Origin of the sequence: Mycobacterium pseudokansasii, from assembly GCF_900566075.1 — a bacterium.
Classification (GTDB): domain Bacteria; phylum Actinomycetota; class Actinomycetes; order Mycobacteriales; family Mycobacteriaceae; genus Mycobacterium; species Mycobacterium pseudokansasii.
The window spans coordinates 6,286,337-6,308,341 of the sequence record NZ_UPHU01000001.1 but is presented as its reverse complement, the minus strand read 5'-3'; the positions used below and the strand labels follow the sequence as shown (position 1 = coordinate 6,308,341).

Here is a 22,005-nt window from a genome sequence, read left to right as displayed (position 1 = left end):
TGAGGCAAAGCCGGATCCGGGATCATCGGTCAACGACGCATCCCCCTGGTCCGACATCGAGGTGCAATTGTCGGCGACAAGCAAACTGTCCACATGGTTATCCACAGTTGTGGAAAGGACGGTCGACTACGTTCCGTAGCCATTCGGCCACGGCCCGCGATCTCTGCGCTGCATCCAACCACCCGGCTGTCGGGGCAGCTAGTCGATCCGCCATCCTCGCTTCATCGTCGGCCGCCGTTTCAGTCCGAAACAGCACTGCCCGAAGCTAACAGTTTTCGGTGCGGCTGCCAACAGTTCTTTCGTTTTCGGTTCGCGGTCTTTGGATGTGCGTGCAATATGGAGTGCGTTCGAGGCAGCCATCTTTCGGGGCGGGCGGGTTCGGCCTGAGTCTGTTGGGACTGGCGAGGTTTGACCAGGCGAAGCCTCGTCAGTACCCTCAAACAGTCGCCCGAAAGTCGGCGATACGGCTGCGACCTGGATTATGCCTCCGGGGACCGCGCCGGCCAGCAGCCAGACCACCTCCGGCCGCCGACTGTGCAAGATGAGCGGGCGGATGGTATGCGAGACACATCGAGGAGAACGCCGTGGCCAAGGGCAAGCGGACCTTCCAGCCGAACAACCGGCGCCGAGCCCGCGTTCATGGTTTTCGACTGCGGATGCGTACCCGGGCCGGGCGAGCCATCGTGTCCGGCCGGCGCCGTAAGGGCCGCCGCGCGCTGACTGCCTGATCGTCGCGGCAGGTTTCTTAGCGGTGCTGTCCGCACGCAACCGCATGAGGCGGTCAACCGAGTTTGACGCAACCGTCAAGTACGGGATCCGTACCGTACAGCCCGACGTGGTCGTGCATGTCCGTCGCGGTAACCAATCGCAGGACTGCAGCGGTCCGCGGGTGGGATTGATCATCGCCAAATCGGTGGGTACCGCGGTCGAACGCCATCGGGTGGCACGTCGGTTGCGACACGTTGCCCGGCCGTTGTTGGGCAGTCTGGATCCGTGCGACCAAGTGGTGATCCGGGCTCTGCCGAGCAGTCGGCACGTCTCGTCGGCATGGCTGGAACAACAGGTGCGACGCGGTTTGCGACGCGCGTCCGAATCGGCGGGTACCGGCCGGTGACCCAGTCGGCGTGGAGTCCCGCGAGCGTGGCGACAGCCACCGGGCGATGGACAGCCCGCGGACTGATTTTCATGATCGATCTCTATCGGCACATGGTTTCTCCGCTACGGCCGGCCTCCTGTCGTTTCGTCCCAACCTGCAGCCAGTACGCCGTGGATGCGCTGACCGAATACGGCCTGATCCGGGGCAGCTGGCTGACCGTAGCCAGGCTCGCTAAGTGCGGACCCTGGCATCGGGGAGGATGGGATCCGATACCAGATCGCCGGCGATGTTCGGACTGCGATGTCCGCGGGGACCTGCCGGCGAAGCAAGGGGAGAGTGAGTCTTTTGTTTGATTTCTTCAGCCTGGACTTCGTCTACTACCCGGTGTCGTGGATCATGTGGGTCTGGTACAAGCTGTTCGCGCTGATCTTCGGGCCGTCGAACTTCTTCGCGTGGGCGCTATCAGTGATGTTCCTGGTGTTCACACTGCGTGCCCTGCTCTACAAACCGTTCGTCCGGCAGATCCGTACCACCCGCCAGATGCAAGAACTGCAGCCGCAGATCAAGGCGCTGCAGAAGAAGTACGGCAAGGATCGCCAGCGTATGGCGATGGAGATGCAGAAGCTGCAACGCGAACACGGGTTCAACCCGATCCTGGGCTGCTTGCCGATGCTGGCGCAGATCCCGGTGTTCTTGGGCCTGTATCACGTGTTGCGTTCGTTCAACCGCACCACGGGCGGTTTCGGCCAGCCGCAGATGTCGGTGGTGGAGAACCGGCTCACCGGCAATTACGTCTTCACCCCGACCGACGTGGGCCACTTTCTGGACGCCAACCTGTTCGGCGCCCCGATCGGGGCGTCGATGACTCAGCGCGGTGGGTTAGACGCGTTCGTCGATTTCAGTCGGCCCGCGGTGATTGCGGTCGGTGTGCCGGTCATGATCCTGGCTGGCATCGCGACCTACTTCAACAGCCGGGCATCCATTGCCCGGCAGAGCCCGGAGGCTGCGGCGAACCCGCAGACCGCGATGATGAACAAGTTGGCGCTCTATGTTTTCCCGCTGGGCGTCGTCGTCGGTGGCCCGTTCCTTCCGCTGGCGATCATCCTCTACTGGTTTTCGAACAACATCTGGACGTTCGGACAGCAGCATTACGTGTTCGGGATGATCGAAAAAGAGGACGAGGCCAAGAGACAGGAAGTGTTGCAGCGCAGGGCGGCCAACGCACCTGCCCCGGGAGCCAAGCCGAAACGCGTGCCGAAGACGGCGTCTGGCGGTGACGAGTCGGCGGCCGAGCCGGATGTTATGGGCGGCGTGAAGAAGGCGGGCTCAGCCGATCAGAGCCCGGAAGGGAAGCCCGAGAAGGCGCCACGGACTCCGGCCGGCGAGCCGCCTCAGGTGGGCCGGAACAACGCCCCCGCCGGCCGGACACCGCGCCCGGGTGCGCGGCCAAAGAAGCGCAAACGGTAAGAGCGCGTCACAGCCTTTGCGGGACGAGCGGCACGACCGCCCAGAAAGCCTCAGCAGAATGCCGCGAAACATCGCCAACACTGACCCGTGAGTGAGGGAGAAAAGCCATGACTGACGCCGAAACCACTGAGCTCGACATGGAGAGCAAGGCAGCGATGGGGGATGTGCCCGATGTCCCAGAAGACGTCATGCCGGCCGATGCCGATGGCGACGAGACCGATCTGGAAGAGCGGCTGGTCGCCGAGGGAGAGATCGCCGGGGACTACTTGGAAGAGTTGTTGGACCTATTGGACTTCGATGGCGATATCGATCTGGACGTCGAAGGTAATCGCGCGGTGGTGAGCATCGACGGCAGCGACGACCTGAACAAGTTGGTGGGCCGCGGGGGAGAGGTGCTGGATGCTTTGCAGGAGCTCACGCGATTGGCGGTACACCAGAAGACTGGGGCGCGGAGTCGATTGATGCTCGACATCGCAAGCTGGCGCCGGCGTCGCCGGGAAGAATTGGCGGCATTGGGGGAAAGGGTGGCGCGGCGTGTTGCCGAGAGCGGTGAACGTCAGGAGCTTGCGCCGATGACGCCGTTCGAACGCAAGATCGTCCACGATGCGGTCGCCGCAGTGCCCGGTGTGCACAGCGAAAGCGAGGGTGCCGAGCCTTCGCGGCGGGTTGTGGTGTTGCGCGACTAACCCGTTATCCGACGGCGATCCTTCCGCGATGTCGTGTCGGTGAGTTACAGCTATGTAGTTCCGGGCGGACAGGGGTCATCGGCTCGGAGGATCGGAGATTGTTTCACGTGAAACATGGACGTTCTCCCGAGCCGCTGCAGCCGTTGCGATCCGCAGAACCCATGCACCCGGACCGGTCCGCCATCCCGATGGCGATCTTTGGAGACCGGCTTGGACTCGCCCGAAGATACGCCGACTGGTTAGCGGGGCCCGGCGTCGAGCGCGGATTAATGGGCCCCCGTGAGGCCGAACGAGTATGGGAGCGACACCTATTGAACTGTGCCGTGATCGGCGAGCTCATCGATCCGGGCGAACGGATAGTTGACATCGGTAGCGGCGCCGGACTGCCCGGTGTGCCCCTGGCACTGGCGCGGCCCGACCTTCGGATCACTCTCCTGGAGCCGCTGCTGCGCCGCAGTCAATTTCTGCACGAGGCGGTCGCAGACCTAGGACTGGCAGTGGATGTGGTGCGGGGCCGGGCTGAGGATCCAGCGATACGGAACCGGTTTGGAGGCGTCGATGTCGCGGTGTCAAGAGCGGTGGCCCCATTGGACAAACTGACGAAGTGGAGTATGGCGTTGCTGAAGCGTGGAGGCCGAATGCTTGCGATCAAGGGAGAGCGAGCCGCCGATGAAGTGGAGAAGCATCGGCGTGTAATGGCCGCAATGGGTGCGCGTGATGTCAGGGTAGTGGAATGTGGCGCGAACTATTTACGGCCAACCGTAACCGTGGTGGTGGCACTGCGCGAAGTCCGGGGCCGACCGGATCGGGAGCAATCAGCGGACGGGGCAACGATATGAACTCGCCCCTGCTTTTCGCCGGGTCGGCACCAGCTGCCACTGGGGCGCAGACGAGGATCTCGTCGACCGGGCCGTCACAGCCTGCGGCGCCCTTCTCGGTTGACATTGCCGTAGACACGCCCGGCACGGATGCGCCGACGGCGTCGGCCAATCCGGCAGTGTCCGGGGCGCTGTCGATGGTTACCGGCCCCTCGACGAACACCTTCGCGTGTCCCAACACGATCGATAGCGGCACGTCGACCGGCCTGCTGCCCACGGAGTTGGCGTCCGCGGCCGAAACAACGCACAATCCCACGGTGAATGTTTCACGTGAAACATCAGCCGAACTCGACACCCCGATCGGCGCCGCAGCCGAACGCGCCATGCGCGTCTTGCACACCACCCACGAACCGTTACCGCGGCCCCACCAGCGGCGCCTTTTCACCGTCGCCAACCAGAAGGGCGGGGTGGGCAAAACCACCACCGCCGTCAACCTCGCCGCCGCGCTTGCCGTTCAGGGACTCAAGACGCTCGTCATTGATCTCGATCCGCAGGGCAACGCGAGCACGGCGCTAGGTATCACCGAACGGCAATCGGGGACGCCGTCGTCCTACGAAGTGCTGATCGGCGAAGTGTCGTTGCGGCAGGCAATACGGCGTAGCCCACACAGCGAGCGCCTGTTCTGCGTCCCGGCGACGATCGATCTCGCCGGCGCCGAGATCGAACTGGTGAGTATGGTGGCGCGCGAAAACCGGTTGCGTACCGCGCTGGCCGAGCTCGACAACCTCGACTTCGACTACGTCTTTGTCGACTGTCCCCCGTCGTTGGGACTGCTCACCATCAACGCCCTGGTCGCCGCGCCGGAAGTGCTGATCCCGATCCAGTGTGAGTATTACGCGCTGGAGGGCGTGTCACAGCTGATGCGCAACATCGAGATGGTGAAGGCGCACCTCAACCCTGAACTCGAAGTCACCACGGTAATCCTGACGATGTACGACGGACGGACGAAGCTAGCCGATCAGGTGGCCGAAGAGGTCCGGCGGTATTTCGGAAGCAAGGTATTGCGGACGGTGATCCCTCGCAGCGTCAAGGTATCCGAGGCGCCGGGCTACAGCATGACGATCATCGATTACGATCCCGGTTCGCGGGGAGCAATGAGCTACCTCGATGCCAGTCGTGAACTGGTCGATCGCGATCGACCATCAGCCGGGAGGGGACGACCATGACGCAGCCGTCACGCCGGAAGGGCGGCCTTGGGCGGGGACTGGCTTCGCTGATTCCCACCGGTCCCGCCGACGGTGAGTCCGGGCCGTCGTTCGGCCCACGGATGGGGTCGGCGACCGCCGACGTCGTGATCGGCGGGCCCATGCTCGATGCCAGCCCGATGGGTGCGGTGTACCGCGAGATCGCCCCGTCGGACATTGAGGCCAATCCCCGGCAACCGCGCCAGGTTTTCGACCAAGAGGCACTGCAGGAATTGGTGCACTCGATCCGCGAGTTCGGGCTCTTACAGCCAATTGTCGTGCGAGCGGTCGAGGCAACGCCAGGCGGTGCACACTACCAAATCGTGATGGGGGAGCGACGTTGGCGCGCTGCCCAAGAGGCGGGCCTAGCCACGATTCCCGCTATCGTGCGCGAAACCGGTGACGACAGTCTGCTGCGCGACGCCCTATTGGAAAACATCCATCGGGTCCAGTTGAACCCGCTGGAGGAGGCGGCCGCCTACCAACAGCTACTTGATGAATTCGGCGTCACCCACGATGAACTGGCCACACGCATCGGCCGGTCCCGCCCGTTGATCACCAACATGATCCGATTGCTCAAGCTGCCGATCCCCGTTCAGCGGCGGGTAGCCGCAGGGGTGTTGTCGGCTGGTCACGCGCGTGCGCTGCTGTCGCTGGAGGCCGGGCCGGAGGCACAGGAGGAACTGGCGAGCCGGATCGTCGCCGAGGGCCTGTCGGTACGAGCCACCGAGGAAGCCGTCACGCTGGCCAACCGAGCGGGTACCGGCACACCAACCCCGCCGCGGCGCAAACCGATTCAAATGCCCGGACTTCAAGACGTTGCCGAGCGACTGTCGACCGCCTTCGACACCCGGGTTACGGTCAGCCTTGGCAAACGCAAGGGCAAGATCGTGGTGGAGTTCGGCTCGGTGGACGATTTGCAGCGGATCATCGGCTTGATGACCGATGCGAAGGCGTGAGCCGCAACACCGGGTAATTACGTCACTGTGACACCGACGCGGTTCCGGGATAGGGAGGCAGTGCTTGTTGCGGTGTACTTCGACGCAGACCCTATGTGCGTCAACGGTTTTCGTGACACGGCCGGTTGGTTGTGATCAGCGGAGCCGGTCGTGAGGCGGCAGCGGCCGGCAGCGTCCCGGGTCGCCAACCGATACTGGCCCAACCGCGACCAACTCTCCTATCCTGGAGAGGTTGCTGGTGCACATCAGCCGGGGGAGATCGGGGCTGTGGGCATGGCCGTGCGACAGCGCGGGCCAAAGGGCCGGCAGAGGAGCGGCGCTGACAGTTGCAGTACCGCACGGAGGCCAGGAGACTAGTGTCTGCTCGTATCACATCGCTGCGGCTCGAAGCCTTCGAGCAGCTTCCCAAGCACGCGCGCCGGTGCGTCTACTGGGAAGTGGAACCCGCGACCCTCGGTAACGAGCACCACCTTGCCGATCCCGAATTCGAAAAAGAAGCCTGGCTGTCGATGGTGATGTTGGAGTGGGGTTCGTGCGGCCAGGTGGCGACGGCAATCCCCGACGAACGCAGCGACGCCGAACCGCCGTGTCTGGGATATGTGTTCTACGCGCCGCCGCGGGCGGTACCGCGGGCCCGTCTGTTTCCGACTGCGCCGGTGTCTGCCGACGCGGTGTTGTTGACGTCGATGGGTATCGAACGCGGACAAGCCCCCGATGATTTGCCGCACAGCCTGATCGCGCGGGTAATCGACGAACTGGTTCGCCGCGGTGTGCGGGCACTGGAGGCTTTCGGCCGCACGGCGGAGGTGGCCGACTTACAGGACCCCGGATTGATCGACCCCGACGTGCGCCCGGTGCTCGAGGTTGTCGGTGACTGTTCCGTCGACCACTGTGTCATCGATGCGGACTTCTTGATGGACATGGGTTTTGTGGTGGTGGCACCGCACAGGTACTTTCCGCGGTTGCGGCTCGAACTGGACAAAGGTTTTGGGTGGAAGGCCGAGGTAGAGGCGGCTTTGGAGCGATTGCTGGAAAATGTTCAGCTGCAACAGCCCGTGGGGGCGGCTACGACGGCCAGTTCCAGCGCTAGTTCAACGGCCGGTTCCAGGGCCGGCAATACCCTCTGACGCCTCGGAGAACGATGCGCCCCGGGAACGTCAAGACAAGTCAGGGACCGCCGAGCCTGCTGGCCCGCTCCACCGAGAGCTCGTGGGCCAATAGCTCGGCGAAAGTGAAAGTGCCTGTGGGCCGGTCGTTTTTGCCCAACAGGTAGAGGCGCTTGACGGCGGCAAGAATACCTTCGGCAATGGCGTCGCGGGTCTGTGTTGAGACCAGCATCTCCCGGTCATGGGGATTGGTGATGTAGCCGATGTCGACTTGAACGGTCGGCATCCGGGTTAGCCGCAACAGATCCCATGTTCGGCCATGGGTACGGCAGTCCCGTAAACCAGTGCGCGCCACAACTTCTCGCTGAATGAAGTCAGCCAGATTGCGACCGATGGTGGATACCGACCCGTGCGAGTTTCCGAAGTGGAACGAGGCGACGCCGTTAGCCGAAGGACTGGCTTGGGTCTCGCAGCGCAGGCTGATCATCAGGTCTGCGCCAACCGCGTTGGCGATGGCGGCACGTTCGGCGTCTGACGGGCTGCGGTTAGCCGGTCGGGACAAGAAGGTCTCCATGCCGATGGCCGACATTCGTCCTTCGAGACGACTCGCCAAGTCCCACAAAACATCTGCCTCGCTGATCGGCCCGGCCGGGCCTTGGGTGATCAGGCCGTGATCGGCACCCCCGCGGCCGGGATCGATGATGATCCGCTTGCCGGACAACTTGGGACCCGAACGGCGGACCAGCTCCTCTTCCCGAATCGCATGCGGTGAGCCGCCGCTGACCCGTGAACTGAGAAAGTACAAGGAGCGCAACGTTTCCGGGCCGCAGATGCCGTCGGCGGCGAGCCCGTACTCACGCTGGTACGACATCAGCGCATTGTGGGTCTGCAACCCGAAATATCCGTCGACCAGCCCCGTGTAGAACCCGAGATCTTGAAGTCGAGCCTGTAGTGTCGCGACATCGTCACCGTATAGGGGCGCACCGAATTGGTGATAGAGCGTGCGGGCGCCGAGCCGGTAGGACGCCTCCTTCAAGGCCCGATAGGTGGCCTCGCCGACGATGCCGTCAACGAGCAGTCCGCGATGCTGCTGGAAGGCGCGTACCGCGTGGTCGAGTTCGGCGTCGAACACCTCGAGCGCGACGTGTCGGCCTGTGGTCAGATCTTCGTCGGAATTATCCAGCATCCCCAGCGCGGCCAGCGCAGCACGGATCTCGGTGACAGCGGCGCTACGGTCACCACAGCGCAGCGCGTCGCCGTCTTCGCGGCGCGGACTCGGCATACCAAAGGCCCTCCAGGACTCACTGACCTCGCTGACAAATGCAACACAGCTAGCCGCTATTGTCGCAGACGCTTCCCAATTTCGGGAAAACCCCAGGCTGATCCGGGGCCCGACGCGTCGTCCAGGCGGCGGTTGGCCACAGCACTACAACTGTTGCCACATCACGACAGGGCGCAGTGGATTCTGGCTGGTGAAGGCTTTTCCGACGAAACCTGGGCGGAGCGGGTAATTTCCCGACGCTTTTTGCTGTAGTAAGCGCGCTGGTAGCTTTCGGTGGCCGGGAGGACGGGGGCGAAGTGCGTGAGTTCGTTGACGTGGACGGGCGGCGCCTATGTGCTTGCTGCATTTCGCCGGGTCTGAAATGAAGATGAATGGGTCTTGAACGGCCTGCGCACGGGACCAAAAACGGTGGGGGCCAGCCCCGCGGGGCTGCTCGAGGTCGCGATTAGCCCGAGTGGCGACTGTCCCGCCTCGCTCGAGCAGTCCCGCGGGACTGGCCCCCAACGGATGCTTTACGCTAGGCTAGGCGCCCCATTTGGCGGCTTCGGCCATGTCGCGGGCGTTCATCGCCAACGTGTTGGATTCATGCGTGGAGGCTATCGATTGATATGCGCTGACCAATTCCTGCATGGACTGATTCCACTGTGCCTGCCAACCCTGATAGGTCAGCCCGGTGTCGCCCTGCCATGCATTGGACAATGCGGCCTGCTCGGTGGCTATGTCAGCACCCAGGCTGTGCAGTGTCCCGGCATACCCGGACATGTCCCCCGCATGAGCCATCATGGCAGGGTAGTTGTACATAATCTGTGACATCACAAACCCTTTCAAAATTCGACGATGGTGTACGGGCCTCAGAATCCCGTATAGGCCGAAGCTGCAGCGGCATCGGCAGCCACATAGGTGCCGGCGGCATCACCCAGATTGGCCTGCGCGATATCCAACAACGCGTTCACCTTGCCGGCCGCCTCGACAAACCGAGCATGCGAGGCCTGAAATGCCGCTGCTGACTCACCTTGATGAAACGCCTGCGCCGACATCGCTGACTGCTCGGAAGAACTGATGGTGTGACGCATCAGCCCCGCCTTGGCGGCAAACGCGGTCTGCGACGCCACCAACTGCGGAATATGGGCATCCAACAAGCTCACAACAACTCTCCTTCGGACTCGATTTCCCGTGGCTTTTCTGGTTATCTGACTGTCATACCGCTGCGCCGATCAACCCCCCATCGCCGAGCGCTGCGACGAGCCCGTGCTCCCAACTGGCCGGCAGCATCGGAATTTGCGCACCATCACACTCGGCACCGATGGTGGATAAGCCGCCGGTCTTGACCAAAGGCCCTTTGGCGGTCAACGTTCCCGAAAAACCAAGGTTGCCGGCACCCTGATCGGCACCCGCAGCTGATCCCGGCGATAGGGTTCCGGCCGAGACCGCTGCCACCAATTGCGCTTGCGGCAGCATCGCCGACATGCCGGGCCCGGGTTGCATCGCATCGACAGCCATTGCCGCCAACGGAGCGCCCGCAGCCGCACGCGCCGCAGCAACGGACGCGGTAACAGGGCTCGCCAGCGCCAATCCCCCACCAAGATTAGCGACCACAGACAAAGCCGGACCGACGAGATTTCCGATAATCCAATTGACAATCAAGCCAATAACCTGAACAACGGCCATCAACGGCGACAGGAAAAACGAAAGGCCAAAGCCAAAGATGATGATTGGCCAAGCCAGGGCAAAGTCCAGCAGATACGCTGCGGCGACGTAGTCGCCCATCAAGGCCGCTGCCGCGGCAGCAATCATAAGTATGGGTACGACCCAGATGAAGAGCAGGAAGCCCCAAAATCCGACGAAGCTGAACAATAGAGTGAGAATGGTTTGCCAAATAATGTCGAGGATCGCCCACAAAGGAAAAGGCGTGAGAGTGGATGCGACGGCGACGGTAGCTGCTGTGCTGCCGGTTTTGAGGATAACCGGTGGCGGAAGGATGTGGGGTGTGGTGGCCAAGGCGGTCGCCGTGGCTGCCGCGTAGTCGCTCATGGTGGTCGAGGCCTGGATCCACATCCGCACATAGTCGGCTTCATTCACCGCGATCGGGACGGTGTTGATGCCAAAGAAGTTGGTGGCCAACAGTATTGCGTGGGTAGCGTGGTTGGCGGCCAGCTCCGCCAACGTGGGCATTGTCGCCAGTGCAGCGGTATAGGCGGTGGTGGTGGCCTCGTGTGCAGCAGCCGCGGCCGCACCATCGGTGCTGGCTTGCATTAGCCAGGCCAGATACGGGGCGTAGGCCGCCGTGCACAGCTCCGCGCTGGGACCCTGCCAAGCCCCGGCGGCTACCGCGGCCAGCACCGTACCCAGTTCCTCGGCCGTCTCGGCATACTGAGCGCTCAGCGATAACCATTCCGCGCCGGCCGCCACCAACGGAGCCGGTCCCGGGCCTGCACTCAGCAACGCCGAATGGATCTCCGGCGGGCAGCCAAACCACACAGGCTGCATAAAGTTGGCGTCGTTCATCACAATCGGACTCGGTTGGTCATATCAAACCAGCCGTAGGGGCATACGTCAGCGCTGCGGCGGCATCACCAACGGCATAACTGACGCCTGCCTCACCGATGCCCACACCGGAGCGGGCCAGCTCTTCGACACCCTCAGTGGCGATCCCCACGTGCTGCACACCGCAGGCGCTCAACCCCACCGCAGTCGCCAGCGACACCGGATCAGCCGCCGGAGGCGCCACCGCGGTGATCACAGGCGCTGCGGCAGCATGGGCAGCCGCCAACCGAGCACTCAACGCCTCGACGGCTGCAGCCGCGCCAGCCAAACCCTCAGGAACCACTCGCAACGTCAATTCGACACCCCTCTTTCTAATGTCTTTCTAATGCTTTGTGACTCCGCGGTTTGCGGATGTCGGGCGAAACTCGCGGAATCCAACGACGCACCGATTGGACCATGCCCGACCACTCTGTACAACGACGTGCCGATACATTTACCAACTCGGGTGATAAGTACAAATGATCAACGCGCCACAGCGTGGATTTCGGGTCCCCGGAGAGCCGAAACGATCGCTTTTCAGGCGAATCCCGTTGACAGATAATCGGGTTCGAGTGTCGCAAAGTGAAGGTGATCGAATAACGACGCACGTGCTGACCGACGGGCAACGTGAAGACGCTGACGCGCTGGGCGTTGGCGCACGTTGGTCGCTGTGCTCGGCGGTGCGGATGCGGATCATACGGCGCGCCGAGGGGCGCTCGAATACGAAAGTAATTGCGCGGGAGCAGAGTCCACGTCAGTCAGTGAGCTGAAGCTAAACGCACAACGGTGCCCTTCCGTCTCCGGGGGTTATGGGCCGGGCGGGAGCGGGCTGCGCAAGCCGACCGTCCGGTGGATCCGGAAAGCGTTCTGCCTGAGTAGATTTCACCACCATGTCAGCCTCATGCGGCCAGCCGGGACCATCCGTCCGATGATGATCCTCGCGCAACATGGGGCACCATGTGCAGCCGCCGGACCGGAACTGCGTGAGCACCGAGCCGCCGCATTACGAGTCACGGCGCTGTGGACGGAGTGCGAGCGGTATCGCCGCTGCCCCACGACGGGTCGTGAATCGGGTACCGGGCTAGCTACAAGCCACTAATCGAGACTTGGTACCACGTCAGAAATCTCGCGCAGCAACGCCGCTTTCCCTTTGGCCCCGACGATCCGCTTCACCGGCTGGCCGTCTTTGAACAGGATCATCGTGGGAATCGAGATGACCTGAAAGTCGCGCGCTGTTTGCGGGTTGGCGTCGACGTCGAGCTTGGCCACGGTGAGGCTGCCCGAACGCTCGGCGGCGATCTCTTCGAGCACCGGCGCCACCATCTTGCACGGGCCGCACCAGGTAGCCCAAAAGTCAACCAGCACAGGCTTATTGCTCGACAGCACAGTGGTGGAAAAAGAAGCATCGGAAACTTCGATTGTGGCGCCGGACTTCTCGGAATCGGTCATTGTTGTGCTCCAATCAGCGTGTCGGTACTGTCGGCGTGCCCCGTTGCTTCGCGTTCGGCCAGCCAGCGTTCGGCGTCGATGGCAGCGGCACATCCGCTGCCGGCTGCGGTGACCGCCTGCCGGTAGGTGCGGTCGACCAGGTCTCCGGCGGCGAATACCCCGTCCAGCGAAGTGCTCGTGGTGCCGCCGTTGACCAGCACGTAGCCGTCCGGATCCAGATCGACGGCATCGCGCACCAGGCCGGATCGCGGCTCGTGTCCGATCGCGACAAAGACGCCGGTCACCGGCAGTGTGGTTTCTTCACCGGTGGCGGTGTCGCGCAACCGCAGTCCGGTGACGGTGGTGTCCCCGTCCACGGCGAGCACCACCTTGTTGGTCAGGATGTTGATCTTGTCGTTGGCGTGGGCACGGTTGAGCATGATCTTGGAGGCCCGGAACTCGTCGCGGCGGTGCACCAGCGTGACACTGCGGGCGAAGCGGGTCAGGAAGGTGGCCTCCTCCATGGCCGAGTCACCGCCGCCGATGACGGCGATGTCTTGGTCGCGGAAGAAGAACCCGTCACAGGTGGCACACGAACTCACACCGCGACCGAGCAGCTCCTGTTCGCCGGGCACGTGCAGGTAACGCGCCGCCGCACCCATCGCCAGGATCACGGCCCGACCGCGGCAGGTTTCCCCGTCGGCGGTGACGACCGACTTGATCGGTCCGTCCAGCGAGACCGACTCCACGTCCTCCATGCGCAGGTCCGCACCGAAGCGCAGCGCCTGTTCCCGCATCTGGTCCATCAACTCGGGACCGGTGATGCCGTCGCGGAAACCCGGATAGTTCTCCACTTCGGTGGTGGTCATCAGTGCCCCGCCGAACGAGGTGCCTTCAAACACCAGCGGAGCCAACTGCGCCCGGGCGGTGTAGAGAGCGGCGGTGTATCCGGCAGGACCGCTGCCGATGATGATCACGTCGTGGATGGGGTCTGGAGTGGCGGAGGCGGGGGTCATGCGGGCCTTTCGGGTGCGGAAAGCTGATCTCGGACTTTTATGAACGCCAGCGTAGGCACTGGTGTTCCCTTCCGCGCGCCGGCCCATGTCGGGATGCCGCTACGAGCCGGGGGCTCGGGCAATTGTGGTGCTGGCCAACAGGCCGGTATCGGCGGCGCTGCAGTTGAGCGCCACCGCGTAGACCGCCACGGTACCGGGGCCGTCGCCGGGTACCACCAGCAGCACCCCGGGGCGGGCGTTGATGCCGATCGGTTGGGCGCCCAGGATCTGCGTGGATGCCGGGTAGCCCAGGCCGGTCAGGCAGGACGCGCGCCGTAACGGGTCGGCGAGGGCGGCGTCGACCGGGCCGTAGTCGGGTGTGCGTTGCAGCAGTTCCAGGATCTGTTGGTGCGACAGCGGAATCACCGGCGGCGGCGTCGAGACGGTGATGTGCATTGCGGTGGTGGGCGTGCTCGGCGCCGGTGAGGGCGCAGTGACCAGTGAGGCGGTACCGACGCCGATCGCCGCGACGGCCGCACAGAACCCGGCAATCCCGGCAAGGACTTTCCCCGGGCGGATGCGCGGGCGGGCGGCGTGAGTGGCCGGCGACTCGCTGGCAGCGGCAGCCCGCAGGGCCGTGACGATCTTGGCCGTGACCTCGGCGGGCGGATGCGGCGCCGAGGCCGGATCAGCTCCGGCGGCCGCGAGGTCGCGGCGCACCTGCTGCAGGGCACGTAGGATTGCCGCCGCTCGAGGGTCGGTGCGGACTCGTCGGCGGATGTCAGCGGCGGCGTCGTCGTCGAGCAGACCGGCCTGCAGGTCGGCGAGGAGCTCGACGGTCAGCGGCGGGTTCGCGTCGGATTCGTGGTCGGTCCCGGTCATCCGCCCCAGTGTCCGTCATGCACAGGTCGGTTACCATGTGCGGCCCGCGCAGCAGCACGGCGCGCCGGTTGGTGCTAACTGGTGTCGACGGCGCTGGCACCGGTGGTGAGGTAGCCCAGCAGCCGCGCCAGCCGCGCTCGCCCGCGGGCGCAGCGGCTCTTGACGGTGCCCTCGGCCACACCCAGGATGCGTGCCGTGTCGGCGATCGAATACCCCTGCATGTCGACCGCGACCACTGCGGCCCGTTGTTCGACCGGAAGCTGCAGCAGCGCCCGCTGCACCAGGATCTCCGTCTCGACTCGGGCCGTTGCATCCGGAACCGGATGCACGTCGTCGAGCGGGGCGGTCGGCCGGGCCCTGGCCTGGCGGAGCCGGTCCAGGCAGGCATTGACCACAATGCGGTGCAGCCAGCTGCTGACCGCCGCGTCATACCGAAACGACGCTGCGCACCGGTGTGCCGAGATCATCGCCTCTTGCACTGCGTCCTCGGCGTCTTCCGGGGTGCGGCTGGTGAGTCGGGCCAACCGGTACAGGTGGCGTTGATGGCGGCGGAACAACTGCTCGAAGGCGCGGTGCTCGCCGCCGACGAAAGCCGCCAACAGCTCGGCGTCGCTACGTTCCCGTCTGCCCCCGAAACCCACGGGCGGACAGTAACCAATCGGTAGCCGCGGGGCACTTCACTCGTTTGCGGGGTTGTGCGGCAATCAGGATGCGGCCTGTACCGTGATCTCCGAGATGTCGGCGCGGCTCTTGCCGTCGGTGGTTCCCAACGTTGAAATCCACACCAGCAGGTTGGACGTCGGTGCCGACGATTTGACCGCGATGGTGTTGTGGCCGGGCTTGAGCGCGGTGGCCGAGGTCAGCACGGAGGTGTCGTCGAGCTTCGACGGGTTCGGAGTCGGTGACGAGCGGATCTCGACCTTGGTTCCGGTGCTGGAAATGTCGATGGTGACGGCACCGACCACGGTCGGCTTCGGCAGCTGCAACATCAATCCGACGCCGTTCTTGAAAGCGGGGAACGGGACGGCGTCGCTGTAGGTGTCGGTTTGCCAGGAAGTGCTGGGATTGCCGTCGATAGCCAAATCGGCTTGGCCTGGATTGTCGGCCTCCCCGTCTGGGGAGAAGACGGTGGCTTTGGTGGGTTTGACGGTGCTGCCGACAGGGGCGGAACTGGCCTCCGACGCCGACGACGTTTGGGTGTTCAGGCCGAGCTGGTCACGGTTGAGCCCGGCGCCGACGTTGCCGAAGACCTTGTTGATCACCGAGACCAGTACCAGCAGGGCGACCAGCAGGACGGCGGCGCCAGCGCTGATACCGATGAGCAGGTTGCGGCGACGCCGGGCATAGGCTGCGCTGTCCTCCGCGGCCGAGCGGCGCACCGACGCCGGCGGCGCCGGCTCGACGGGACCGAGCACCTCGGTGCGGTCGGCCACCGCAGTCGCCTGCTGCAGCAGGTTCAAAAGCGTTGACGCACTGCGTATTCCGCCGTCTTCCTGTACCGACCGTACGGCAACGGCGGAAATCTGAAACGGAATGTCGCGGTCGACGACGGTCGGTTCGACAGGTGCACCGGACGCGTCCCGTTCGGCCGGGGGAAACCCGCTGCGGCTCCCGGACTCCGCTAGTGGCCACTGGTTGACCAGCAGGGCATACAGTGCGGCGCCGATCCCTCGTATGTCGTCGTGCGGGTTGGCGTCGGGCATGGTGGCCGGGTAGGCCAGCACCACGTCGCCTTCGATGCTGACGCGCACCCGGCTGGGATGGTCGATCGACAGGGCCACCCCGGCGCGATGGGCCGCATCGGCGGCCGCAGCCAGCGATTGCATCGCCCGGATAGCCCCGACCGGCGACGGCGCGGTGTCGGCAACCTCACGCAGCGAACCACCACGGATCCATTCGGCGACCACCAGGCCGCCCGCGCCGGTGTGCAGGACGTCGAGCACCCGCGCGATACCGGGTTTATCGATGCGGCTCAGCCGCAGCGTGCGGGCCAGGATTCCCTGGCGGACCTCCTCGGGCAAGGCCCCCTCGGGGTCGACGAACGTCAACGCCACCTGGCGATCCAGCGCGGTGTCTAGCGCCTGCCAGAACCGCAGATGCGGTGTGCCGCCGTGGAAGATCAGCAGCCGGTAGCGGCCGTTGGCAATGCGGGCACCCGGAACCAGGTTGACGTCGTCGCGCGGCACTGACGGTTCCGGACCACGCTCGCGAGGCGCATCGAACGGAATAGGCCCGCGGGTGTCGGCGTCGCCGTTGAGCCGATCGGGCCGGCGGGGCCGCGACTCGGCACCCTGATCGGCGTCTGCGGGAATGTCGGGCTGAAAATCGTCGGCAACCGGCCGCGGTAGGTCGGTGCCGGAGACGGCGTCGGACGAGGCGGCGCTGTCCGATGGGCGGTCGGTCACCTCCGGTCCTTTCGCTATCCCGGCTCTGATTGCCGGAGGGCTGCGCCGGATCGGCTGATGGACCGCACTTTCCCCCGGCGGGGACGACATTCTTTGCTCAGGGTACGTGACGCGGTAACGGCCAGACGATCGATCCAACGCAGTGACCTCGCGCCGACCCGGTTTGCCGGGCCGAACGCCGAGGCGATGCTGGATCGCCCGAAGCGCCGCCTGTGCCTCCGGGACCTGTGCGCCGAGCATGATCGCGGCCAGAATCGGCACCATGATCAGCGCCAGGATGAGTAGCCGCAGCAGCGAACCGGCCCCACCGCCGTGGGCGGTCAACTGAGCCAGGCCGAGCAGCCGATCCGCGACATGGGCGAGCAGGCCGGCCAGCAACGAGGCGGCGGTCGTCACCAGGATGGTGTGCCCCTCGTGGGCGCCGATCAGCTGGCCGCCGCCGGGCCGTAGCGCCCGTCGCAGCAGGTAGTAGCCGACCGTCGCGCCGGCCAGGAAACCGAGGCCGTTGGCCAGGCCCAGATAGCCGGCAACCAATTCACGGTCATCGGTGACGTGCGGGGCCAGCAGCGAGGCGACGATCTTGACGCCGGTGATGACCACGATGATGACGATCGGGGTCCAGGGTTGCTCGCGGGCGTAGAACACCCGCAGTTGCAGCAGCACCAGCCCGTAGGGAATCAAGGTGAACGCCGACAACGCGATCGCGGCGCCCAGGTATCCGGCGTCGACTTGACCGAAGTGTCCGTAGGCGAACAACGCGGTGCCGATCGCCGGCCCGCCGACGGTCATGAACGCCACCGCGGGAATCAGCGTGATCATGGTCAGCCGGGTGGCCAGCGACAGGTCAGCGAGCACGGCCGGGATGTCGTCAGCGGCGGCGTTGCGGCTCAGCCGCGGCATGACCACGGTCAGCACGGTCACGCCGATCATGCCGAACGGCAGCATCAGCACCAGCCAGGTGTAGTTGTAGATCGCCGGGCCGGACGCCGCTGCGGTGCTGGCGATCTGGTTGCCGACGACCAGACCGAGCTGACTGATCAGCACATACAGCACCATCGCGGCCGCCATCGCGCCAAAACGCTTGAGCCGCTGGTCGATTCCCCACAGCGGCCGCAGGCTGACGTGCTCGCGCCCAATCGCCACCAGCAGCACGGCGGTTTGGGCGAACACCCCCAACGTGGTGCCGATTCCCAGCACCAACAGCTTCGGGTTGCCCATCTTGACCGGATCGACCGACAGCTCACCGGGGACCGCCAGATACACCCCCAGGGTCGCGATGGCAACCACGTTATTGACGACGGGCGCCCACGCCGGCGGCCCGAACACGTTGCGGGTGTTCAGGATCGCCATGAACACCGACGACAGGCCGTAGACGAGAACCTGGGGGAGTAGCAGGTAGGCGAAGGCGGTGGTCAGTGGCTCGTTGACTTGCGGGTTGCGGCCCAGCATCAGCCGCACCAGCAGCGGCGCGGCGGCGACCGACAATGCGGTGGCCAACAGCAGCAGCGTGGTGGCCAACGTCACCAGTCGGCGCACGAACGCGGCGCCGCCGTCGGGGTCGTCCTGCTCGGCACGGGCCAGCACCGGCACGAAGATCGCGGTGAAGGTGGCTTCCAGGACCAGCGCGGCGACCAGGTTGGGCAGTTGGTTGGCCACCGAGAACGAGCTGGACAGCGCGGCGCCCAGGATCGCGGCCAGCAGCACGATGCGGGCGAACCCGGTGAGCCGGCTGATCAGCGTCGCGAAGGCCATTCCCCATGACCGTGACACCAGGGCGGCATCGGATAGTTCAGCGCGGCGCTCGATGCGGCGGGGCGCCGGTATCCGCTGCGGCACTGGTTGTATCCGCCGCGGCGCCGCTTTCATACCCGGTGCTCTTCTTCGACCCGACGGTCCAGCGCACCATGTTGTTGGGTGTGCTTGCCCGGCGGCGGGTCGGGGCGGTCCAGGTCGGCGGGGTCGGGCTGGCCGCGGAACCGGTGCCAAAGCCGCCGTCCGGCCAGTGCCACCAGTACCGCAGCGGCGGTGAGCGTGATGGCGAACAGCACCTTGCCGTAGGCGTTGGAGTGCACCGACAAGCGCACCGGCTCGCCCAGCGCCATGCCGTCGGGTGTCTTGAGGGTCACGTCGATGGCGACCCGCTGGGTGAAGTTGACTTCGATAGGTACTCGCAGCGGCAGATACCCGGGCGGCAGCTCGATTTGGCCGACGTCGGTGACCGTCATGCCGGGCGGAGCATCGACGTGCAGCTTGACCCGGATGGGTACGGCCAGACCGTTGTGCAGCGCCAGGGGAAGCGGACTGTGTTCGGTGGCCAGGGTGTAGGAGCCGCCAGGGTTGACGATGGTGACCGCACCGAAGAAGTCGTTGATGGTGTTGCCGACCACCGCCAGCCGCTGCTGGGCCAGGCCGTTGCGGGTGTCTGGCGGTACCGACTGGCTCAGCGCCCGCAGCATGTCCTCGCGAAGCGGCGCGGTGTATTGCACACCGGTCAGCCCGGTGCGGTCATCGGTGGTCAGCGCCGCGGTGAGCTTCCACAATCGGCCGACTTGGCCGGCGATCTGCGCGGTGATGTCGTCACTGAACCGGCCGCGGGCGGTGGCGGGGTTGGCCTCGGCGCCCAGGGGCTGCGGCGGCTCGGTGTGGGCCGCCGCGTCGGCGATCAGTGCTGGCAGTGGACGCGGCACCGCCAACCCGGCGTGGATGGTGGTGGCCAGTGCGGTCAGGATGGACTGCGCGTCGTCACCCTGCAGGTTCCACGTCGCCGGCGGCACCAGGATCTGGGTACGCGGCGCGGCGTCCGGGGACAGACTGCGCCACAGCACCGCGCCCAGGGCGTCCTGGCGGCGGGCGGTGGCCGAGTCGTGGCTGATGTGGACCGACAACGAAGAGTCCAGGTAGGTGGGAGTGCTCGGGTTGGCGCCCGCCGCGGCCAAGGCGGCGCCGACGGCCGGGTCGAACGGCGCGGCAACCAGTTGCGGGGACAGCCGCCGCGCCGTGATGTCGGCGTTGGCGGAGCTGCCTTGAGCGGCGTCGGGGGCGGAAAAGTCGGCGGCCGCGATCGTAACCATGCCGTTGTAGGCGCTGAGCAAGTCGACTGCGCGGTTGGTCAACGGCCCGTCGGGCATCAGCGTTGCGCCCCGTACGGAGTTGACGTCGAGAATCTTGTCGACGATGTCGGCGGCGCTCACGGTAGCGATCGTGCTCAAGCCGGCATCGTTGACCCGCTGCAGGGCGTCCAGGTCGGCCTGGGAGTACGGCAACGGCGCCACGCAGCTGCGGTGAGCCAGCGTGCGTAGCCGGTTCAGCCAGATGGTGGCCGCGGTTTGGCCGGTTCCCGGGTGGGTGGGGGTACCGGGCAGCTGTCCGGGGCCGTCGGACGAGTCGGACACGACATAGCCGGCGGTCATTGCGTTGACGGTGACGAGCAGATCCGGGTCGACGGCCAGACACAGCGCACGGGTGACGGCGCCCTCGGGGTCGACGTCGCGACTGGTGGCGAGCTCGGCTGCGGACAGCAGGGTGTCGAGTCGGCCGCCGTTGGCCAGCGAGTTCGCCAGGTCGTCGTCGACGAGGCGGACCGGAATGGTGCCGCCGGGAACGCCGGGGGCCAGCCGGGGCCGGTCGGCCAGCGGCCAGAGCATGGTGATCCACACCGGTTTAGCGGTCTCCGGCGCCACGGCGGAGTCGAAATCGGCTGCCCGGTCGGGCGGCACGCCCACCACGGGCAGCAGGAACCGGGCGTTGTCGAGGCGTGCGGGCGCCCCGTAGTCGGGCGTTCCGTTGACGTTGACCAGGATCGGGAAGATGCCCGGCTGGTCGATCGTCAACGACGGCTTGGTCAGCGAGCGCAGCGGAGCCGACAAGGTAAACCCCGCCGCCTGTCCGCGCTGCAGTTCCGGGGCGACCGTGAGGAAGTCCGCGGCCGGCTGGTACTGGTCGGTGCTGCCGTCGAGCGAGGTGCGCAACGCCGCCGACGAAGCGACGGCCGCGGCATGCTCGAGCCGAACCATCACCTCACGGACCGGCCGGTCACCGATGTTGGTCACCGTGCCGCTGACGGTGACCACCGGGTCGCTGGTGGTGGTGACGACGTCCGGGGTCACTTTGTCGATACGGACCTGCACGAATGGCGTGGGGCTGGGTTCACCCGCGGTCGCGCGCGGTACGTTGAGCACCGCCGCGAAACCGGCCACGATGCCGATGACTGCGGGGAGGCGCCACAAACCGGCCCAAGGCACTCGCAACGCAGTCACGGCCCGTGAGAGTTCTTTCGGCTCGGCGGCGATCCGTCGGCGTGCCGGGTGCGGGAGTGGGTCTGCGGCCGTCGCCTTGGCGAGGTCGGCGGAAGCGGCGGAAGTGCGGCCGGTCCGTCGGTCTGCAACTTGTCGATCAGTTCGTCGGCCACCTCGGCCAAGCGGCGTTCGTCGGCGTAGGCCAGCCGGGACGGCAGTTCCCGGATCGGCACCCATGCCACCTCGGCGACTTCGAGATCCTCATCGCAGAGCTCGCCGCCCAGGAAGCGCATCAAATAGTGATGCACGGTCTTGTGCACCCGGCGGCCATCGGTGACGAACCAATAGTCGATGCGACCCAGCGCGGCCAGCACGCTGCCACGGATTCCGGTTTCCTCGGCGACCTCGCGGATCGCGGTCTGTTCGGCGGTCTCGCCGAGCTCGATGTGACCTTTGGGCAGCGACCACAGCATGCGTCCGCGCCGGTCGATGCGGCCAATCAGCGCCGCGACCTGCTCATCGCGCGGCCCGTCGATACCGTCGATGACCAGTCCGCCGGCGGAGGTCTCGTGCACCGTGCGCAGCCGGTCCGGACGGCCGCGACGCGAGCGCGGCCGGGCCGGTTTTGCCGATGACGGTGTGGGGGCGCCGTTGCCGGCCGCGTGGGTGTCCTTAGCATTTTCGGCAGAACCCGCAACGCCACGACCGCGGCGCCGGCCGCGGCGTCGACGTGGTTTGGCTTGTTCGCCCTGCGACACCCAAGCGATATTAGCTGGCACGGGCTGGTCATCCGGATGTACTCGCCGTCGGGAGCCATATCATCCCGCAAGGCAGGTAACTCGCAGTGGTGCGACCGCGGGCCATTCTGGCCCGTTCAGA

At 65.6% G+C, this 22,005-nt stretch carries 22 protein-coding genes; 9 read left to right on the top strand and 13 right to left on the bottom strand.

Translation table 11 applies throughout. From position 1 onward, the window contains the following. Positions 1-584: 584 nt before the first annotated feature. The 6 genes from rpmH to rsmG all read left to right on the top strand — a co-directional run bounded on the left by rpmH (position 585) and on the right by rsmG (position 4,088). Complete coding sequence (rpmH, locus tag EET10_RS28560; protein WP_068111553.1) at positions 585-728, top strand: 50S ribosomal protein L34; 144 nt, start codon at positions 585-587, stop codon at positions 726-728. Positions 729-751: 23 nt separating this feature from the next. Next, entirely contained in the window at positions 752-1,114 is a 363-nt protein-coding gene (gene rnpA / locus EET10_RS28555; protein ID WP_036404691.1) for a ribonuclease P protein component, read from the top strand. Positions 1,115-1,185: 71 nt separating this feature from the next. Continuing rightward, positions 1,186-1,449 carry a membrane protein insertion efficiency factor YidD gene (gene yidD / locus EET10_RS28550; protein ID WP_244601789.1) on the top strand — a complete coding sequence of 88 codons (264 nt, stop codon included), beginning with the start codon at positions 1,186-1,188 and terminating at the stop codon, positions 1,447-1,449. After that, positions 1,433-2,563 carry a membrane protein insertase YidC gene (gene yidC / locus EET10_RS28545; RefSeq protein WP_036404688.1) on the top strand — a complete coding sequence of 377 codons (1,131 nt, stop codon included), beginning with the start codon at positions 1,433-1,435 and terminating at the stop codon, positions 2,561-2,563. Before yidD ends, yidC begins: the two co-directional genes overlap by 17 nt. Positions 2,564-2,751: 188 nt before the next feature. Beyond that, entirely contained in the window at positions 2,752-3,249 is a 498-nt protein-coding gene (locus tag EET10_RS28540) for a Jag family protein (RefSeq protein WP_423793607.1), read from the top strand. Between the two features lie 98 nt (positions 3,250-3,347). After that, on the top strand, positions 3,348-4,088 hold the full coding sequence (gene rsmG / locus EET10_RS28535; RefSeq protein ID WP_423793606.1) for a 16S rRNA (guanine(527)-N(7))-methyltransferase RsmG: 741 nt from the start codon (positions 3,348-3,350) through the stop codon (positions 4,086-4,088). Here rsmG and EET10_RS29925 read toward each other — a convergent pair. Beyond that, positions 3,970-4,344, bottom strand: a complete 375-nt coding sequence (locus EET10_RS29925) for a hypothetical protein (RefSeq protein ID WP_218028524.1) — start codon at positions 4,342-4,344, stop codon at positions 3,970-3,972. The genes rsmG and EET10_RS29925 overlap by 119 nt on opposite strands. Here EET10_RS29925 and EET10_RS28530 point away from each other — a divergent pair. From EET10_RS28530 to EET10_RS28520, 3 genes are all read left to right on the top strand, one after another. After that, positions 4,310-5,293, top strand: coding sequence for a ParA family protein (locus EET10_RS28530; RefSeq protein WP_423793608.1), 984 nt, complete (start codon positions 4,310-4,312; stop codon positions 5,291-5,293). The two genes, EET10_RS29925 and EET10_RS28530, sit on opposite strands and share 35 nt — an antisense overlap. Beyond that, entirely contained in the window at positions 5,290-6,270 is a 981-nt protein-coding gene (locus EET10_RS28525) for a ParB/RepB/Spo0J family partition protein (protein WP_036404682.1), read from the top strand. The genes EET10_RS28530 and EET10_RS28525 overlap by 4 nt, the downstream gene beginning before the upstream one ends. A 356-nt stretch (positions 6,271-6,626) precedes the next feature. Next, entirely contained in the window at positions 6,627-7,397 is a 771-nt protein-coding gene (locus tag EET10_RS28520; RefSeq protein WP_036404679.1) for a hypothetical protein, read from the top strand. A 40-nt stretch (positions 7,398-7,437) separates the two neighbouring features. Here EET10_RS28520 and cwlM read toward each other — a convergent pair whose 3' ends face one another. From cwlM to EET10_RS28460, 12 genes are all read right to left on the bottom strand, one after another. Then, positions 7,438-8,658, bottom strand: coding sequence for an N-acetylmuramoyl-L-alanine amidase CwlM (gene cwlM, locus EET10_RS28515; protein ID WP_036404676.1), 1,221 nt, complete (start codon positions 8,656-8,658; stop codon positions 7,438-7,440). A gap of 522 nt (positions 8,659-9,180) precedes the next feature. Beyond that, complete coding sequence (locus tag EET10_RS28510) at positions 9,181-9,471, bottom strand: WXG100 family type VII secretion target (RefSeq protein ID WP_036404672.1); 291 nt, start codon at positions 9,469-9,471, stop codon at positions 9,181-9,183. 38 nt (positions 9,472-9,509) lie between these two features. Then, on the bottom strand, positions 9,510-9,803 hold the full coding sequence (esxG, locus tag EET10_RS28505) for a type VII secretion system protein EsxG (RefSeq protein ID WP_036404669.1): 294 nt from the start codon (positions 9,801-9,803) through the stop codon (positions 9,510-9,512). A 52-nt stretch (positions 9,804-9,855) separates the two neighbouring features. Then, the gene (locus tag EET10_RS28500; RefSeq protein WP_425461698.1) at positions 9,856-11,163 is read right to left on the bottom strand and encodes a PPE family protein; all 1,308 of its coding nucleotides are present in this window, start codon (positions 11,161-11,163) and stop codon (positions 9,856-9,858) included. A gap of 19 nt (positions 11,164-11,182) precedes the next feature. Continuing rightward, positions 11,183-11,497: a PE family protein gene (locus EET10_RS28495; RefSeq protein ID WP_122502711.1), complete on the bottom strand. Its 315-nt coding sequence runs from the start codon at positions 11,495-11,497 to the stop codon at positions 11,183-11,185. A gap of 779 nt (positions 11,498-12,276) precedes the next feature. Next, positions 12,277-12,630 (bottom strand): thioredoxin, encoded by a 354-nt coding sequence (gene trxA, locus EET10_RS28490; RefSeq protein ID WP_036404663.1) that lies wholly within the window; start codon positions 12,628-12,630, stop codon positions 12,277-12,279. Continuing rightward, positions 12,627-13,625: a thioredoxin-disulfide reductase gene (gene trxB, locus EET10_RS28485; protein ID WP_036404660.1), complete on the bottom strand. Its 999-nt coding sequence runs from the start codon at positions 13,623-13,625 to the stop codon at positions 12,627-12,629. The genes trxA and trxB overlap by 4 nt, the downstream gene beginning before the upstream one ends. A 99-nt stretch (positions 13,626-13,724) precedes the next feature. Next, positions 13,725-14,486, bottom strand: a complete 762-nt coding sequence (locus EET10_RS28480; protein WP_036404657.1) for a hypothetical protein — start codon at positions 14,484-14,486, stop codon at positions 13,725-13,727. Positions 14,487-14,560: 74 nt separating this feature from the next. Continuing rightward, complete coding sequence (gene sigM / locus EET10_RS28475) at positions 14,561-15,127, bottom strand: RNA polymerase sigma factor SigM (protein WP_036404654.1); 567 nt, start codon at positions 15,125-15,127, stop codon at positions 14,561-14,563. A 63-nt stretch (positions 15,128-15,190) separates the two neighbouring features. Beyond that, complete coding sequence (murJ, locus tag EET10_RS28470; protein ID WP_122502710.1) at positions 15,191-18,757, bottom strand: murein biosynthesis integral membrane protein MurJ; 3,567 nt, start codon at positions 18,755-18,757, stop codon at positions 15,191-15,193. Continuing rightward, positions 18,754-21,147 (bottom strand): hypothetical protein, encoded by a 2,394-nt coding sequence (locus tag EET10_RS28465; RefSeq protein ID WP_122502709.1) that lies wholly within the window; start codon positions 21,145-21,147, stop codon positions 18,754-18,756. The genes murJ and EET10_RS28465 overlap by 4 nt, the downstream gene beginning before the upstream one ends. Beyond that, positions 21,144-21,884, bottom strand: coding sequence for an NUDIX hydrolase (locus EET10_RS28460; protein ID WP_036404651.1), 741 nt, complete (start codon positions 21,882-21,884; stop codon positions 21,144-21,146). Before EET10_RS28460 ends, EET10_RS28465 begins: the two co-directional genes overlap by 4 nt. Between the last annotated feature and the right edge of the window lie 121 nt (positions 21,885-22,005).

What these genes read in the sequence shown, in the direction of transcription:
- yidD (WP_244601789.1), top strand. Translation starts at nt 1,186, where the DNA reads ATGATCGATCTCTATCGGCACATGGTTTCTCCGCTACGGCCGGCCTCC.
- EET10_RS28510 (WP_036404672.1), bottom strand. Translation starts at nt 9,471, where the DNA reads ATGTCACAGATTATGTACAACTACCCTGCCATGATGGCTCATGCGGGG.
- cwlM (WP_036404676.1), bottom strand. Translation starts at nt 8,658, where the DNA reads ATGCCGAGTCCGCGCCGCGAAGACGGCGACGCGCTGCGCTGTGGTGAC.
- EET10_RS28500 (WP_425461698.1), bottom strand. Translation starts at nt 11,163, where the DNA reads ATGAACGACGCCAACTTTATGCAGCCTGTGTGGTTTGGCTGCCCGCCG.
- EET10_RS28480 (WP_036404657.1), bottom strand. Translation starts at nt 14,486, where the DNA reads ATGACCGGGACCGACCACGAATCCGACGCGAACCCGCCGCTGACCGTC.
- EET10_RS28540 (WP_423793607.1), top strand. Translation starts at nt 2,752, where the DNA reads ATGCCGGCCGATGCCGATGGCGACGAGACCGATCTGGAAGAGCGGCTG.
- trxA (WP_036404663.1), bottom strand. Translation starts at nt 12,630, where the DNA reads ATGACCGATTCCGAGAAGTCCGGCGCCACAATCGAAGTTTCCGATGCT.
- trxB (WP_036404660.1), bottom strand. Translation starts at nt 13,625, where the DNA reads ATGACCCCCGCCTCCGCCACTCCAGACCCCATCCACGACGTGATCATC.
- EET10_RS28525 (WP_036404682.1), top strand. Translation starts at nt 5,290, where the DNA reads ATGACGCAGCCGTCACGCCGGAAGGGCGGCCTTGGGCGGGGACTGGCT.
- murJ (WP_122502710.1), bottom strand. Translation starts at nt 18,757, where the DNA reads ATGAAAGCGGCGCCGCGGCGGATACAACCAGTGCCGCAGCGGATACCG.